This is a genomic window from Thermoanaerobacter sp. YS13 (assembly GCF_000806225.2).
Lineage (GTDB): Bacteria > Bacillota > Thermoanaerobacteria > Thermoanaerobacterales > Thermoanaerobacteraceae > Thermoanaerobacter > Thermoanaerobacter uzonensis.
The window spans coordinates 1375916-1393756 of sequence record NZ_JOOI01000001.1 but is presented as its reverse complement, the minus strand read 5'-3'; the positions used below and the strand labels follow the sequence as shown (position 1 = coordinate 1393756).

9 protein-coding genes and 1 pseudogene are annotated in these 17841 nt (G+C 33.6%); 6 read left to right on the top strand and 4 right to left on the bottom strand.

Features of this window, described 5'->3' with window-relative positions; translation table 11 throughout:
• Positions 1–85 precede the first annotated feature (85 nt).
• From THYS13_RS07055 to THYS13_RS07035, 5 genes are all read left to right on the top strand, one after another.
• The gene (locus THYS13_RS07055; RefSeq protein ID WP_042833766.1) at positions 86–8752 is read left to right on the top strand and encodes a GH36-type glycosyl hydrolase domain-containing protein; all 8667 of its coding nucleotides are present in this window, start codon (positions 86–88) and stop codon (positions 8750–8752) included.
• A 149-nt stretch (positions 8753–8901) separates the two neighbouring features.
• Entirely contained in the window at positions 8902–9879 is a 978-nt protein-coding gene (locus THYS13_RS07050; RefSeq protein ID WP_042833764.1) for an ABC transporter ATP-binding protein, read from the top strand.
• Entirely contained in the window at positions 9845–10552 is a 708-nt protein-coding gene (locus THYS13_RS07045) for an ABC transporter permease (RefSeq protein ID WP_042833763.1), read from the top strand. The genes THYS13_RS07050 and THYS13_RS07045 overlap by 35 nt, the downstream gene beginning before the upstream one ends.
• An 11-nt stretch (positions 10553–10563) precedes the next feature.
• A complete protein-coding gene (locus tag THYS13_RS07040) occupies positions 10564–11952 on the top strand; it encodes a GldG family protein (RefSeq protein WP_042833762.1) in 1389 nt (462 codons plus the stop codon).
• Positions 11949–12851: a DUF4340 domain-containing protein gene (locus THYS13_RS07035; protein ID WP_042833761.1), complete on the top strand. Its 903-nt coding sequence runs from the start codon at positions 11949–11951 to the stop codon at positions 12849–12851. The genes THYS13_RS07040 and THYS13_RS07035 overlap by 4 nt, the downstream gene beginning before the upstream one ends.
• A 98-nt stretch (positions 12852–12949) precedes the next feature.
• Here THYS13_RS07035 and THYS13_RS07030 read toward each other — a convergent pair whose 3' ends face one another.
• The 4 genes and pseudogenes from THYS13_RS07030 to THYS13_RS07015 form a co-directional block, all read right to left on the bottom strand.
• On the bottom strand, positions 12950–14896 hold the full coding sequence (locus tag THYS13_RS07030; protein WP_042833760.1) for an FAD-dependent oxidoreductase: 1947 nt from the start codon (positions 14894–14896) through the stop codon (positions 12950–12952).
• A 353-nt stretch (positions 14897–15249) separates the two neighbouring features.
• Positions 15250–15663: a HEPN domain-containing protein gene (locus tag THYS13_RS07025; RefSeq protein WP_369819208.1), complete on the bottom strand. Its 414-nt coding sequence runs from the start codon at positions 15661–15663 to the stop codon at positions 15250–15252.
• Positions 15629–15984, bottom strand: a pseudogene (locus THYS13_RS07020) (nucleotidyltransferase domain-containing protein). Before THYS13_RS07020 ends, THYS13_RS07025 begins: the two are co-directional and overlap by 35 nt.
• Before the next feature lie 30 nt (positions 15985–16014).
• Positions 16015–16476 (bottom strand): Uma2 family endonuclease, encoded by a 462-nt coding sequence (locus THYS13_RS07015; protein ID WP_042833759.1) that lies wholly within the window; start codon positions 16474–16476, stop codon positions 16015–16017.
• A 222-nt stretch (positions 16477–16698) separates the two neighbouring features.
• Between THYS13_RS07015 and hisZ the strand changes: the two genes are divergently transcribed.
• Positions 16699–17841, top strand: a complete 1143-nt coding sequence (hisZ, locus tag THYS13_RS07010; RefSeq protein ID WP_042833758.1) for an ATP phosphoribosyltransferase regulatory subunit — start codon at positions 16699–16701, stop codon at positions 17839–17841.

Sequence of the window (17841 nt, the reverse complement as noted above, 5' to 3'; positions counted from 1 at the left end):
GGCTTTTATTTTTTATGCTTTAAAATTTCAAACTTGAGGGAATAATATTTTTAGCACTAAATTGCAGTGAGGGAGTTGACATACTATGGAGTATGTGTTGATAGGAGCTATCTTGCTTTTAGTAGCCGCGTTTGTTGTACATATTTCAAAAAAGCCTACATGGGGTAAGGAAGATTCTATAGGGGATTTTGACGATATTATTTTAAGTTCGGAGGAAATGGAAAAGCATGCAGCAGAAATAGCGCAGAATCACAACATAATGAAGAGAACTAAATTATCATATTTGCTAATTCCGCGGATGAATAAAAACTACAACTACGTAAAGAATGTTTACAGAAATTTGAACAGCATTTTAAAAGAAGAGGATGTCTATATTTTTCAAGAAGAGGAGTGGTTGTTAGATAACTTTTACATAATCGAAGAGCAAGTTAAGGAAATAAGAAGAAGTTTGTCAAAAAGTTATTATTCAGGACTTCCAGGGATTAAAAATGGCTTATTCAAAGGTTACCCAAGAATATATGCTATAGCCTTTGAGCTAGTTCTTCACACTGATGGGAAAATTGATGAAAAAGCCATAATTAATTTTATAAAGGCTTATCAGACAAAGGCTTTGCTTTCCAGCTCTGAGCTGTGGGCTTTAAGCCTTATGATACGTATTGCTTTGCTGGAAAAAATAAAAAAGATTTGCGAGAAAATTGTAGAAACCCGTCACCAGAGAGAAAAAGCAGAAAAGATACTCACATTGCTTTTGGAAAAAGAAATGAAGTATGAAGAAGTAAAAAAGCTTATAAGGGAAAACATCAATGTTGCGGATAGATTTCCTCTTCAATTTATTGAGCATTTGGTAAGTAGACTTAGAAAAGAAGGGAGTAATTCTGCTCACATTATACAATCTATAGAAAAGATTTTGATGGAATATGACACTAGCATTAACGATGTAGCTGAAAAAGCTCATCAAATACAGGCAAAAAGGCAAATTTCTATAGGCAATGCTATTACCAGTTTAAAAACTGTTTCCTCTCTCGATTGGGCACAAATTTTTGAAAGTTTGAGTTCCGTAGAGCAAGTTTTGAGGCAAGACCCGGATGGTACATATTCTAAGATGGATTTTGAATCAAGAGATTATTACAGACATGAAATAGAAAAAATAGCTAAATATTATAATACTTCAGAAACTTATGTTGCCAAAAAGGCAATTGAATGTGCAAAAGAAGTGACAGAACAAGATGGAGAACTAGGGTATATAAACCATGTAGGATTTTACCTTGTAGGCAAAGGAAGAAGTATTCTTGAAAACAAGCTGAGTAACAAATCAAAAAGGACAATAAGCTGGACTAAAATTGCTAAAAAATCTCCAGAGACTTTGTATATAGGTTTAATTTTAATCTTCCTATTGGCGGAAGAGTTTTTTGCATTAAAATACATAGCAAATTTTTCTAATAAATGGGGGCTATTATTTACCTCTGGTGTAATTCTTCTAATACCTTTTAGTGAAATGTCAGTTCAATTAGTAAATTGGATTTTACTGCATATTTTTAAGCCAGTGGTATTGCCAAAGATTGAGTTAAGAGAAGGTATTCCTGAAGATGCTAAGACAATGGTAGTTATTTCTTCTCTTTTGACAGATGAAAAAAGGACAAAAGAGCTGATTGAAAATCTTGAGGTGTATTATCACGCCAATAGAGAAAAAAATTTGTATTTTGGATTATTAGGGGATTTTAAAGACGCTCCTTTTGAGGTTATGCCGGAGGATGAGAAAATTGTAAAGTGTGCTTTAGAACAAATTGAAGACTTAAATGACAAATATTCTAAAAACGGCGATAAGATATTTTACTATTTTCATAGAAAAAGAAAATACAATCAAATGCAAAAAAGCTGGATGGGCTGGGAAAGAAAAAGAGGTGCTCTTATCGAATTTAATGAACTTTTAAGAGGGAAGGAGGATACGAGTTTCTATGTAGTTAGTGGAGATGTGGCCAAACTAAATATAAAATACGTAATAACTTTGGATGCAGATACGAATTTGCCTATTGATACTGCTAAAAAACTTGTAGGTACTATGTTGCATCCCTTAAACAAAGCAGTGATTGACAGAGATTATGGTGTAGTAGTAGAGGGATATGGACTATTGCAACCTAAAATAGGCATTGATATAGAAAGTGTAAATGCAACTTTATTTTCTCGCATTTTTGGAGGAGAAGGAGGTATAGATCCATATACTACAGCAGTATCAGATGTTTATCAGGATTTGTTTGGAGAAGGCATATATACAGGTAAAGGAATATACGATGTAGATGTATTTAGAGAACTTTTAAGAGATACTATACCGGATAATTCTATTTTAAGTCATGACCTTTTAGAAGGGTCCTTTGTGCGAACGGGCCTTGTTAGTGATATAGAATTAATTGATGGCTATCCTGCTAAATACAATTCCTATATCATGAGACTACACAGATGGGTAAGAGGGGATTGGCAGTTATTGCCTTACTTGAAATCCAAAATAAAAAATAGAAGAGGAGAAATTATAAAAAACCCTCTTTCTTTAATTACTAAATGGAAAATTATGGATAACATGAGAAGAAGTGTTGTTTCAGTTGCATTAATGTTGATGATATTTTTGGGATTTAGCATTTTACCTGGAAGCAGTTTTTTATGGTTAGGGGTTGCAGTTTTAACTATTTTCTTCCCACTTCTGCCTGCTTTAGTTGACACTATTTTTAAAGGCCAGTTTAGACACTATTGGGGAAAAAGACATAAAGCTGTGATAACAGGAATAGAAGCCGCTTTTTATCAATCATTACTTAATTTTATATTTTTACCCTATCAAGCTTATATGATGGTAGATGCAATAGTTAGAACACTGACGAGACTGTATATAACTCGAAAGAATTTATTGGAATGGGTTACGGCTGCTGACATGGAGAAGCGACTTAAAAATGACTTTGCAAGTTTTTTTAAAAGAATGTGGATAGTTTTAGTAGAGGGCTTAGCATTAGTTGCATTAGTTATATATTTTAAACCCCAAGATTTAATTGGGGCAATAGTGTTTTTTCCCCTTTGGGCAATTTCTCCCTACATTGCTTTTTATATAAGCCAGCCAATAATTTCAAAAGAAAAAACTGTGTCACAAGATGAAATAGAGGAATTGCGACTAATTGCGAGAAAAACCTGGAGATTTTTTGAAGACTTTGTGACAGAAAGTCAGAACTATCTACCACCAGATAATTTTCAAGAAGATCCGCCTAATGGGATTGCGGAGAGAACATCACCTACAAACATAGGACTTTACTTGGTTTCAGTAATTGGAGCAAGAGATTTAGGTTATATAACCACAACTGAGATGGTAGAAAGAATCAAAAAAACCCTTACTACAATTGAAAAAATGGAGAAATGGAATGGACATTTGTACAATTGGTACAATACAAGGACTTTAGAACCTTTAAAGCCTTATTATGTGTCTACGGTCGATAGCGGAAATTTAGTAGGTTATTTGATTACAGTAAAGGAAGCAATAGGTGAATTTTTAAATAAACCTCTTATAGATATTGAATTGGTGAAAGGCTTAAAAGATACTATCAAAATGTTGAATGTAGAAGGAATTACGGAAGATATTTTTAGAAACATTTTAAATAAAACAACTTTAGTGACTTCTGATTGTGAACTACTCTTGGACAAAATTAGTGAGAAACTTTTAAGTACACAAGATGAGTTAGGAAATATTGAAAGATTAAAGAACATAATTGTGGTTTTAAAAAGGGAGATAAAAGAATTCTTAGTATGGACAGAATTTGATGAAAAACAAAAAGAGCAAGAGATTTTTAAAAGATATAAGGAGGTTTTTGAAGAACATTCATCTCCAAAAGAATTGGAAAAAGTCTATAAAAACTATTTATTAGAAATAGAAGAAGCTTTTAAAAAGGCTGCAGAAGAGGAGAAAGCTTTGTTAAAAAGTCAAAAAGATAAAGTTGCCCAGGCTCTGGAGAAAATTAAAAACTTGGAGGCAGAGATTGAAAATATAAAGAGTACAATTGAAAATTTGGTAGAAAAAACAGAGTTCAGACATTTGTATGATGAAAAAAGAAAGTTATTCTCAATAGGATACAATGTTGAAGAGGAAAAACTTACAAAGTCTTATTATGACTTGTTGGCTTCGGAAGCAAGGCAAGCAAGTTTTATTGCTATTGCAAAAAGAGAAATTGATAAAAAGCACTGGTTTAAATTGGGCCGGATGCTTGCCATTGAAAATCATTATAAAGGCTTGGTATCTTGGTCTGGAACGATGTTTGAGTACTTTATGCCCCTTTTAATAATGAAAAATTACCAAAATACTTTGTTGGATGAAACATATGCCTTTGCTGTAAGAGTGCAAAAAAATTATGCTAAAGAATTAGGAATTCCATGGGGTATATCGGAGTCCGGATTTTACGCTTTTGACATAAATTTGAATTATCAATACAAAGCTTTTGGAGTCCCAAGTCTAGGCCTTAAAAGGGGATTATCCCACGACAAAGTAATAGCTCCTTATGGGGCTTTACTGGCCATTGGAGTAGATATAGAAGGGGTGCTGCAAAACATAAGGTTCCTAAAAAAAGAAGGAGTTGAAGGGAAATACGGTTTTTATGAAGCAATAGATTATACACCAGAAAGAGTTCCTTTTGGAAAGAAAAGCGCGATAGTCAAAAGCTTTATGGCTCATCACCAAGGTATGGCTTTTGTGGCTTTAGATAATTTTATAAATAACAATATAATGCAAAAAAGATTTCATAAAGACCCAAGTATAAAAGCTGCTCAAATATTATTACAAGAAAAAATGCCAATGTATTTGGATATAACGAGAGAAGAAAGAGAAGAAGCAAGAAAAATTCAAAAAATTCGCAAAGAAGATGGAGACTTTGTAAGAGTTTTAGGAGAATCAAAAACTTGGTTGCCAGAAGTCCATATTTTGTCAAGTGGAAGATACTTCGTAATGCTTACAGAAAAGGGGACAGGATACAGTAAAAATAACAGAGGTATTTTCTTGACAAGATGGAGGAAAGACTTGGCACAAGATTTTGGCACTTTCATATTTGTTCAAAATATAAACTCTAATACTGTATGGTCTGCCACTTATGCTCCTTTTTATGAAAAAGGTCAGAATTACAGGGTTGTTTTTTCTGCTGATAAAGCAGAGTACTTTAAAAGAGTTGGAAATATAGATACCCACTTAGAAATAGTCGTTTCACCAGAAGATGATGTGGAGATAAGGCGATTGACTTTAAAAAATCATAGTAAATATCCGAGAATATTAGAAATTACAAGTTTTGGAGAAATAAGCTTAGTAGATTTGCCAACAGATGTGGCACATCCTGCTTTTAATAAACTTTTTGTAAAAACAGAATTTTTAAAGGAAGAAGATGCAATTTTAGTCTGCAGAAGACCTAGAGAACAAGGGGGAAATAAATTATGGGCTGTGCACAAGGTAGCAGTTTTAAGTGGGGAAATTGTGGGAGACACTCAATTTGAAACTGATAGAGCAAAATTTATAGGGAGAGGGAGAAATTTAAAAAAACCAATTGCTTTAGAAGCTGATCAGCCACTTTCCAATACGGAAGGAGCAGTTCTTGATCCTATTGTAAGTTTAAGAAAAAGAGTAAAAGTAATGCCAGGGGAAGTAGCAAAAGTAGTATATGTTTCTGCAATAACTGAAACTAAGGAAGAAGCCATAAAAATTGCTGCAAAATACAAAGAGGAAAATGTAGTAGAAAGAGCTTTTGAAATGTCGTGGACAAGAAGTAGGGTAGAATTAGATTATCTTAATTTAAAACCCAGGGAATTAGGCCTTTTGCAAAGAATGCTGGCTCACATTTTATTTGTGAGTCCTCAGCGTAAGCTTAGAGAAGAGATGATTTTGAAAAATGTAAAAGGTCAATCTGGTCTGTGGGCATATGGGATTTCAGGAGATTTGCCAATTGTGTTAGTAGAGATAGAAAAGATGGAAGAAATAGAAATGGTAAAGTGGTTTTTAAAAGCTTATGAATATTGGAAAATGAAAGGGATAAATATTGACCTTGTGATATTAAATAAAGATAAAAGCGGTTATCTACAGCCCTTACGTGATAAGATAAAAGAATTAATTAATACTACCTTTTCTTATGACATTTTTGGCAAATATGGAGGTGTATATTTGTTACAGCAAAATAATTTAAAAGAGGAAGATGTATATCTTTTGAACACTGTTGTTACCCTTAAGTTTGAAGGAGGAAATGAATCTATTTACGACCAGATAATGATTAAAGAAACAAAAAACGATCCAAAACTTAAAAATTGTGTCAAAAAAGTGCAAAATTTTGAAGAAATCAAATTAGAGAAATTACCATTAGATTATTACAATGGTTTTGGAGGATTTAGCTATGATGGCAAAGAGTATATTATAAAGTGGGAAGGCAAAAGTACTCCTGCTCCTTGGATAAATGTGATTTCCAACCCTTCTTTTGGTTTTCAGGTGTCAGAAACAGGAGCAGGGTATACTTGGGCAGAAAATAGCCGTGAGTATAAATTGACTCCATGGTACAATGACCCTGTTTTAGACCCCCATGGTGAGGTAATTTATTTGATAGATGAAGAAACAGGGGACAAATGGTCAATAACTCCTTTACCTGCTGGTAAAGCAAAAGTTCATTATATAAAACATGGTTTTGGGTATACTTCATTTGAAACAGTATCTTGTGGTTTAAGCCAACAGTTAAATATGTTTGTAGCAAAGGAAGATTCGATAAAAATAAATTTGGTTACCATCAAAAATTTGGGAGATGAAGACAGGAAATTGACAATATCTTATTACATAAGGCCGGTTTTAGGAGTGACAGATGAAGTTACTTCACCGTATCTATTTACAAAGTACGATGAAAAAATAGGAGCATTAATGATTAAAAATGTGTACAATGAAGATTTTGCTAACAGATTAGCATTTTTGTCAGCTTCAGAAAAGATAAATTCATTTACAGGCGACAGAGCAGAGTTTATAGGAGTTGCTTCAAGTTTAACTTCACCCCAAGCATTGGAATATGAGACTCTCTCAAATTCTACAGGAATATCATTAGACCCCTGTGCTGCAATACAATTTCATGTAGAAGTAAAAGCTAATGAGGAAAAACAATTTGCAATCTTGTTAGGGCATGGAAAAAACGAAGAAGAAGTAGCGAGATTGACTTCAAAATATACAAATGTTGAAAATTGTAAAAATGAATTGCAAAGAGTGAAAGAATTTTGGCAAGACCTTTTAAGAAGGATACAGATTAAAACTCCTGACAAGTCAATGGATTTACTTGTAAACGGATGGTTGCCTTATCAGACAATTGCATGCAGATTGTGGGCAAGGTCGGCTTTTTATCAATCGGGAGGAGCTTATGGTTTTAGAGACCAATTGCAGGACGCTATGAATATGGTATATCTAGAGCCAGAATTTACGAAAAATCAAATAGTCAACGCTTGCCAGCATCAGTTTGTTGAAGGAGATGTGCAACATTGGTGGCATCCTGTACTAAACAAAGGCATAAGGACAAAGTTTTCTGATGACTTGTTATGGCTTCCTTACGTAACAGCTGACTATATAGAAAAGACAGGAGATTGGTCTATATTGGACATAGAAGTAAACTATTTAGAAGATGTACCTTTAAAAGATGAAGAGGAAGAAAGATATTCAATACCTCGCATATCTGAAACAAAAGGCACAGTATATGAACATTGCATAAAAGCTATAGACTATTCATTAAAATTTGGAGAACATGGTTTGCCTTTGATGGGGTCTGGCGACTGGAATGACGGAATGAATAAGGTAGGAAACAAAGGAAAGGGAGAAAGTGTATGGTTAGGATGGTTTTTGTACACTATTCTTCAGAAGTTTTCGCCCATATGTCAAACTAAAAAGGATGAAGAACATTCAAAAAAGTATCAAGAAGTAGCTGACAAATTAATAAAAGCTATAGAAGAAAATGCATGGGACGGAAGTTGGTACAGAAGGGCTTACTTTGACGATGGGACACCTTTAGGCTCTGTAGACAATTTAGAATGCAAAATTGACTCTATATCACAGTCTTGGTCTGTGCTTTCTAAAGCCGCAAAAGATATTAGAGCAAAAGAGGCAATGAAGGCAGTTGTAAATTATTTGGTCAACGAAGAAGAAGGGATAATAAAGCTTTTAACCCCTCCCTTTGACAGTGGCGAATTAAATCCAGGTTATATAAAAGGATATGTTCCAGGAGTTAGAGAAAATGGGGGTCAATATACTCATGCGGCAGCATGGGTAATACTCGCCTTTGCAGAGCTAGGAGAAGGAGATAGGGCATGGCAACTTTACAACATGATAAATCCTATAAATCACACCAGGACCCCTATTGAGTGTATGAAGTACAAAGTAGAGCCCTATGTCATGGCTGCAGATGTGTATGCAGTAGAACCTCATGTAGGAAGAGGAGGTTGGACGTGGTATACTGGCGCAGCAGGTTGGATGTACAGAATAGCAATTGAGAATCTCTTGGGTTTGAAAAAATACGGAGAAAAACTTATAATAGACCCTTGTATACCAAAAAATTGGGATAAATATGTGATAGAATATAAATATAAGGATACGAAATATCTAATAGATGTGAGAAATCCCAATGGTGTTAACAAAGGTATAAAAGAAGTATATATAGATGGAAAGCTTGTCACAAATAAGACTGTTGATTTAACAAAGAAGGGAAATAGTCATCAGGTTTTAGTGGTAATGGGATAATAAGAAGCTATGACGACTTTGTCATAGTTTCTTATTATCATTTTGCTTTAAGTTACAATCTTAACTAATGTTTAACAATTTGTACACAAATTTTTAATAATTTTATGATACAATTTCCACACTATGTAAAATGGAGGGTTGAGACAACCATGATGATAGAGCTAAAAAACGTCACAAAAGTTTATGGTACTCGTAAAGCAGTAGATAACATAAGCTTTTCTGTCGATAAAGGAGAAATAGTTGGTTTTTTAGGGCCCAATGGTGCGGGTAAAACTACCACTATGAAAATGATAACAGGATATATGCCCCCTACCAGCGGTACTATAAAAATTGCAGGATATGATATTGTTGAACAGCCCATAGAGGCAAAGAAACATATTGGTTATTTACCAGAGGTACCTCCTTTGTATTTAGATATGACCGTAGAGGCATATCTCCATTTTGTGGGAGGTATAAAAGGTGTTCCTCCAAAAAAGAGAAGAGAAGATGTTGAACGAATTATACATGAAGTTGGTTTGACTGATGTGAGAAAAAGGCTTATAAAAAACTTGTCCAAAGGTTATAAACAAAGGGTTGGACTTGCACAAGCAATCATAGGAGACCCTGATGTTTTGGTATTAGATGAGCCGACAGTAGGTCTTGATCCTAAGCAAATTAAAGAAATAAGAGATATTATAAAAGAGTTAGGGAAAAAGCATACAATAATTTTAAGCACTCATATATTGCCAGAAGTTAGTATGGTATGTGACAGAGTTATTATAATAAATAGAGGGAAAATTGTTGCAATAGATAAGACAGAGAATTTATCAACTGCATTGCAAAATTCAAGGAGATATTTTATAAAAGTGGAAGGGCCTTATGAAGAAGTAGTAAACAGTGTAAAAGAGATTGAAGGAGTAACTAATGTAGAAGCAGAAGTTGATTCAGATAATACGATAAAGTTGACAGTGGAATCTTCTGCTGATAAAGATATTCGGAAAGATATGTTTTTTGCTTTTGCCAAAAAAGCCTTCCCAATATTAGAACTTAAAATGCTAAGTTACAGTCTTGAAGAAGTATTTTTAGAACTTACAACAGAGGAGGAAAGCTACAATGAAAATGTGGGAAATATTAAAGAGGGAGCTTAAAGGTTATTTCTTTTCGCCCCTTGCCTATGTGCTGTTAGGGTTTTATCTTTTGATATCTGGATACTTTTTTTCAACATTTGTGTTATCTACCCATTATGCTGTATTGAGTCCAATATTAAGCAGTATGGTCACTGTTTTTATGTTTATAAGTCCTCTTTTGACAATGAGGATTATCTCAGAGGACATGAAGACAGGTACAGATCAACTTTTACTTACGTCACCTGTTACAGTTACTGATATTGTTATTGGCAAATTTTTTTCCGCAATGTTTGTATATTTAGTAGCACTTGTAATAACTTTTTTATACCCCATTTATCTTAAATTGTATTCTTCACCAGATATGGGTTCTATCATATCAGGTTATATTGGAGTGTTTCTAATAGGGGCGACTTTTATATCAATAGGCCTTTTTGCCTCTTCCCTTACAGAAAACCAAATGATAGCTGGAATAATTGGATTTGCTTTAATTCTTGTGCTTTGGTTGATTAGTTGGCTAGGAGACGTGTTTAGTGGAAAAGTAAAAACTATTTTTCAGAATCTGTCTTTCTTTGACAGGCTAAATAATTTTCTAAATGGATTAGTGAATTTAAGTGATGTAGTCTTTTTCATAAGTGTAATTATATTCTTTATTTTCTTGACAATTCGTGTTGTAGACAAAAGACGTTGGAGTTAGGAGGAGAAAAGATGAATAATATAAGGCTAAAGTACGGGACTAATGCTTTTATAATGACAGCTCTTTTACTAGCTATTTTAATATTGGCAAATGTCATAGTCACGCAAAAACCTGTAAAGTGGGACTTGACTAAAAACAAGCAATATACTCTTTCTGACCAAACAAAACAAGTTTTGAAAAGTCTAAAAACAGATGTAACTGTCTATGCCTTTTTCAAAGAGGGTACTACTTCAAGAGACATGGTAAAAAGTTTGTTAGATCAATACAGAAATGTTTCAAAGAGAATAATTGTTCATTTTGTAGACCCAGATAAGGAGCCGGCAATTGCTCAAAGATATGGAATTACGGACTATGACACAGTGCTTTTTATTGCAGGAAGTGGTGCTAATGAAAAAAGACAGATAGTAAATTCTTATGATATTTTTGGCATGGGTAGCCAGCCTAATACTGCTACTTTTAATGGAGAAGAACAATTTACACAGGCTATAATTGATGTTACACAGCCTAAAAAATTAAATGCGTATATTCTTCAAGGACATAATGAATTAAACAGCATTGACTATTTGGTGACTTTTAAAAACGCTTTAAGAGGAGAAGGATATAATGTAGAAGATTTAAATATAGGACAGGCAGGAGGAATACCAAAAAATACAGATTTATTAGTTATCGTTAACCCAAGAAGAAACTTTACTGACAAGGAAATGGTTGCTTTAAAAGAATACTTTGACAAAGGCGGAAAAGCAATCATTGCAATGGGGGCAGAATATGGACCTTTGACTCAAAAATCTGTAAATGAGCTTTTGTCTACTTGGGGTGTAAAGTTTGACAATGACGTTGTAGTAGATCCAGGAAGAAATTATTTTATGGACCCACTTTCTCCAGTTCCTCAGTACAAATTTCATACTATAACTAATAAATTGGATTTATCAAACTTGTACGTTGTAATGCCAATGTCAAGAAGTATTTCTTATCCTGATAAACCAGCAGAAAATATAACTATAGAGCAATTGCTTTCAACCAGTGATAAAGCTTGGGGTAAAACCGATTTTAACTCAAAAAATGCTAATTTTCAAAAAGGTGATATCAAAGGTCCTTTAAGCTTAGGCTTAGCTATATCCGATTCAAAGACAGGGATGAAGATTGTAGCTATTGGAAGTAGCATGATGTTTACAGATAAAATAATTACATTGGAAGCTAATAGAGACTTTTTAATGAACAGTGCTAACTGGTTAGCGGATAAGACAACACAGATTTCTATACGTCCCAAATCCCTTGAGTTTAATCAGATTTTCCTAACCGGAAAAGAAGCTGCTATACTCTTTTATACCACAGTTGTAATTATTCCACTGGTGATGTGGATAATTGGAGGATACATGTGGTATAGGAGGAAGACATTATGAAGATTTTTAAAACCACTATTGTTTTGTTGGTAGTATTCGCTGTTCTTTTTGGCTATTATTTTTATGAAAGTAAAACCAATAAACCTGTTAAAGAGGATAACAAAATTTTTACATTCAAAAATAACGATGTAAATTCTTTAAAAATAGAAAAAGAAGGGAAAACTTTAATTGATTTTAAAAAAGAAGGCGATACATGGTTTATAAAAGAACCTATTGACTACAAAGCAGACAGCATTTATGTTGATGAATTATTAGACAGATTGACATCTCTCACTTTTGATAGAACGTTAGAAGGTGATTTATCCACTTATGGTCTTGACAAACCTTCTTATGCTATAAAAGTATCTTTGAAAAATGGAAAAAACTATTCACTTTTTATAGGAAATAAATCTCCTGTAAAAGAAAATTACCAAGAGGGTTATTATGTAAAAACTGATGGAGGTAAAATTTACAGAGTCAATGCTTCTTCTTTAGAGAATTTCTTTTTGACAGATGATTACTTATATAAATATATGGAAAAATTTGTAGTGTCTATTCCAAAGAATGAAATAACTAAATTAGTTTTCTACCAAGATGGAAAAGAGTATCAAATACAAAAAGGTGAAAAAGACAACTGGCAAATTGATGGAAAAGCTATTAAAGCTGATGATGTGGGCAATCTCTTAGACGGAATAGTGTTACTTCAAATTAGTGGATTAGATGAGGGAAAAAATATTTCACAGGGAGAAACACCTTTTGCTATTGATGTGTATGGCAAGAGCAAAGTAGAAAAAATAAGCTTTGCTAAAAGAGATGCAGAAAATAAATATGTGCTTATTAATGGACATTGCATAGGACAATATGTAACTTTGAAAGACATAAAAAATCTGCAAGATACTTTTGATAAACTTATTAAGTAAAATCATAGAAAGGCAGAAACTGTATGTTTCTGCCTTAGATTATACTAAGCTTTTAAATGTAAAATCCATTGTAGAAGTATTTAATATAATTTTTAAAATTACAAATTATACGCTATGCGAAAACCTTCGTGAATGGCATCTATAAATTTTCTAGGCTTGACACAATCTCCAATAGCATAAACGGGTATATTTTCTTCTTCAATGGACTTCAATAAATCATTTTTAGGTTTGGAGCCAACTGCCATTACGACTGTATCTATACCAGTTATTTCTTGAGTTCCACTTTTACTTTCCATAATAACTTTATCTCCTGATATTTCTCGAACTTTGCTCTTCGTCAATACGGTTATTTTTTTCTCAGCCATTCTATTTAGTAAGAGAACTCTAGTCAATGCTCCAACATCCATTGCTATATCATCCAACATTTCCACTACAGTTACTTCTTTATCTTGATCAGCTAAAAATTCTGCAGTTTCACAACCCACCAGTCCACCACCAATGATAACTACTTTTTTACCGACAATAACCGCATTTTTAAGGATATCATGCGCTGTAACAACGTTTTTCTGATTAACTCCAGGAATTTCAGGAATTATTGGTTCAGATCCTGTTGCTAAGATTACCACATCTGGTTTAACCTCTTGAATTGTTTTTATATCTGCTTCCTTGCCTTTTACAATCGCAATTCCAGATTTTTCTACTTGATTAATAAGATAATTAGCTAAATCATTTATTTCTCCTTTATAAGGCGGTACAGCAGCAATTCGCATTTGCCCACCCAGATCTGTTTGCTTTTCGTAAAGAACTACTTCATGTCCTCGCAAAGCGGCTACCCTGGCTGCTTCTAGACCACCAGGTCCACCACCAACTATTAATACCTTCTTCTTTTCCTCTGCCGGGTTTTCTATATCAAATTCTGTCTCATGTCCAGTTAATGCATTAGCTATGCAAGTAATATCAAGGTCTTGGAATAAACGATCAATACAACCTTGATTACAACCAATGCATTTTCTTATTTCTTGAATCTTACCTTCAGAAACTTTTCGGGGCAAATCTGGATCTGCTAGTAGAGCTCTTCCTATAGATACTAGATCAGCTTTGCCTTCACGGATGATTTGTTCTGCCATAAGAGGATCTTTGATTCGACCAACAACAATTACAGGTACTTTGCTATTAATTGCTTTCTTTATAGCAGCTGCGTTTTCTACAAAACAACCATGAGGAATGGCTGCGGGCTGGATAATCATTGCCGAAGATTCATATACTCCACCTGAAATATGCAGGGCATCGATTCCTGCTTCTACTAACTTTTGAGCAAATATCTTAGTATCTTCAATCGTAAGTCCTCCAGGAACATATTCTTCAGCACTCATGCGATATATAATAGGGAAATCTCTACCAACTTCTTCTCTTACTCTTCTGACAACTTCCAATGGAAATCTAATTCTATTCTCAAAACTTCCACCGTATTCATCGGTTCGTTTATTGCTATACGGCGATAAGAATTGATTAAGTAGGTAACCATGGGCGCCATGGATTTCAATGGCGTCAAACCCTGCTTCTTTAGCACGTCTTGCAGCTTGTCCAAATGCTTCTACCAATTCTTTTATTTCGTCTACTGATAATTCTTTGGGCATTTCTTGCTTAACTGGGCAAGGAATAGGTGAAGGGGCAACCACTTTCATTCCAGTAACTTTCGAAGTTGTTTGCCTACCAGCATGATAAAGTTGCACGGCAATTTTTGCTCCATACTTATGCACCGTCTCAGTCAATTCTCTCAAGCCAGATATTAATTCATCTTTGTAAATACCAACTTGATTTTGAAAACCTTTACCACTTGGATGAACATATGTTGCTTCTACAATAATTAAGCCTACTCCACCTTTTGCTCTGGCTTGGTGATAAGCTTTAAAACGTTCGGTAACTGCACCATCAGCAGCTGCATAATTTGTAACCATTGGAGGCATGACAATTCTGTTTCTCAGTTTCATCGGTCCAATTTGAATTGGCTCTAAAAGCTTTTCGAACTCTAATGATGAGTTCATTTTAAACCCTCCTCCATTTTTGATTTTTGGGGTTATTGTTAAAAATATAACTATACCTACTTTAAATATAATGATACTCCAATTATTAGTAATGTCAAGAGCTTTGTGTAACTTTTTTCTCGAATAGGTATAGACCACTGTTGACAAAAACAAAAGAAGAACAAAAAAGGGAGAAAGAAGTCTGTATGATTATGAGCCATTGATGCCTTTTAGTGAATTTCAGCTTGATACAAAACATTTGATAGACAAAGAAGGCAACTGTATAATTAATTTACCAAATTTAAGTTAAATTTTTACGAAAGGATTATTAAAAAAATTAAAGGTAAGTAGAGACTAAACAATAACTTTCTATCTTACCAATCAATTTGTTCTAATACAAAATCTCTAATTTTTTGAGCTATTTCAAAGGCTTTTTGTGCATCATTTTTACTAGGTATTCCATCAGGTAAGCCCCCCAACGGTGTATTGGGATATCTTGACGGTATGTAAAACATATCAATTATTTTGGCGTCATTTTTGAATTTTGAAAAATTTTCTGAAAATTTCATACATAGATTAACTAGAAGAATAATGCTATTGATTTTAGGAGGATTTATTCCGTTAAGTACTAGATAAGCTTTTAAAAATTTTTCAATTGTTTGTTGTGCATGAAAACAGACAATGTTATGTAAATCTGTTTTTAACAATTCTGCTGCAGCTTTATAATCACTATCTGCGTATTCTAACCACTGTTTATACTCTGCTTGTCCCTTTGTTATATAATACAACTCCTTTCTTCAACACTTCTTCCGTATAAAAAAAATGTCCACTTTCAATAAATTTTTTTCTTCTTCAGGAGTATAAGCTAAAAAATCTACTGGTACCTCTGGATTGGTAATCTGAGCTAGGTACAATAATCTATCTATAAATCTTAAATCTGTATCCATTATCACGACTAAGTCAATATCGCTCCATTCCTTAGCAGTACCATTAGCCATTGACCCGAAAAGTATTATCCTCTCTGGATTGCACTTTTCAATAATAATATTCATTATTCTCTTTAGCTCATCTTCTAAGGAATACTTTAATAATTCAGTAGCTTCTATCATAAAAAACACCTCTTTATTAAACTTTCCCTTTTATCCATCAACGTTTGCAGGAGTTATTAGTACTGTTTTTAAATCAATCACAAGATCTTCAAAAATAGAAACTTTAACTTTATCATCTTGTGTATATATGTCGGGTCGTCCATATCTTTCATTATCCTGTAAAATAAACACACTTAGGATTTTGTTTTCGGGTTCTACTATCCAATATTCTTTCACACCATACTTTTCATACAAGTTAAACTTGTGGAGTTTATCTTTCTGTGCTGTTGAAGGCGAAATAATTTCGATTATCAAATCAGGAGCTCCCGTACATCCCTTCTCATCAAGCTTGGATTCATCACACACAACAACTATATCAGGATGAACTACAGTCTTTATATCTTTCTCGTCCTTCTCATTTCCATCAAGAAACCTTACATCAAAAGGTGCCATATATACTTCACACGATTTATCTTTGAGATAATCAAAGAATTGGTAGAAAAGCTGTCCCATATATTTAATTATACCACAACAACCTTAAGTCTTCTTCAAATAATGTAAAATTTCACTTTTTTTATTTTGCGCGTGGATTTACAATGCAAGCAGGATAATATTCAGTACGTTTCTGCCTATTTGTCTATGCTTGACATACATTGAAAATTAGGATACAATAAAAGAAGTACAGTTTATTACTTTATCACGTTACAAAGACAGAGTAAATTGTGGGGTGTTTTAATGATATATTTGCCTGATGGTGTACAAGATTTTTTGCCGGAAGAATATAGAGTTAAGCGCAAAATAGAAGAAAAGTTTAGAGAGGTTTTTATAAAATTTGGCTATCAAGAGATAATGCCTCCTACTTTTGAATATAGCGATAATTTTTCTGTTTTGTTTGATGAAAACAATTTGTACAGATTTTTCGATAAAAAGGGAAATATATTAGCTTTAAGGCCAGATGTGACTACTCAAATAGCGAGAATTGTCTCTACGAAATTAAAAGGTAGTTTCCCACTTAAGTTATGCTATGTCGCTAATGTCTATCGCTATGATGATCCACAGGTAGGAAAAATGAGAGAGTTTACTCAGGCAGGGATTGAACTTATAGGTACAAATCATGAAGAATCTGATGCAGAGATAATAACAGTTGCGATAGAGGCTTTAAAGAGTATTGGAATAGAGGACTTTAAAGTGGACGTGGGACAGGTGGAATTTTTTAAAAGAGCAGTAGAAGATTTAGAGTTACAAAATGAAGAAATAAACCTTTTAAGAGAGTTTTTGCAACAGAAAAATCAATCTGCGATAGAAGAATTCATAAATGATAAAGGAATTAGGGGCAAAAAAGCAAAGTTTTTAAGTGAACTTCCTCTTTTATTTGGTGGCGAAGAAGTGCTTAAAAGAGCAAAAGAGCTTTACGATACTCCTAAACTGGGTGAAACGATAGATTACCTTGAAAGAGTATATAGAATATTAAAAGATTTTGGTATGGAAGAGTATATAAGTTTTGACTTAGGAATGGTGCAAAATCTTAATTATTATACTGGTATCATATTCAGGTGTTTTGTTAAAGGAATTGGTTATGCTATATGTACCGGAGGAAGGTATGATGGCCTTTTGGGGATTTTTGGAGAGCACATTCCAGCGACAGGTTTTGCTATAAGTGTGGAAAGGTCAATGTTAGCACTTCAAAAACAGAAAAAAGATATTATCGATAAATCCTGGAGAGTCTTAATAAAATACAAGGAAAACTTAAGAAGTAATGCTTACAAGAAAGCCACTTTGTTAAGAGGTGAGGGAAAAATTGTAGAGATGTATAGCTATGAAAAAGCGAAGCATGTTGATGAAAATAGCTTTGACGAAATTATAGATATGGAGGAATAA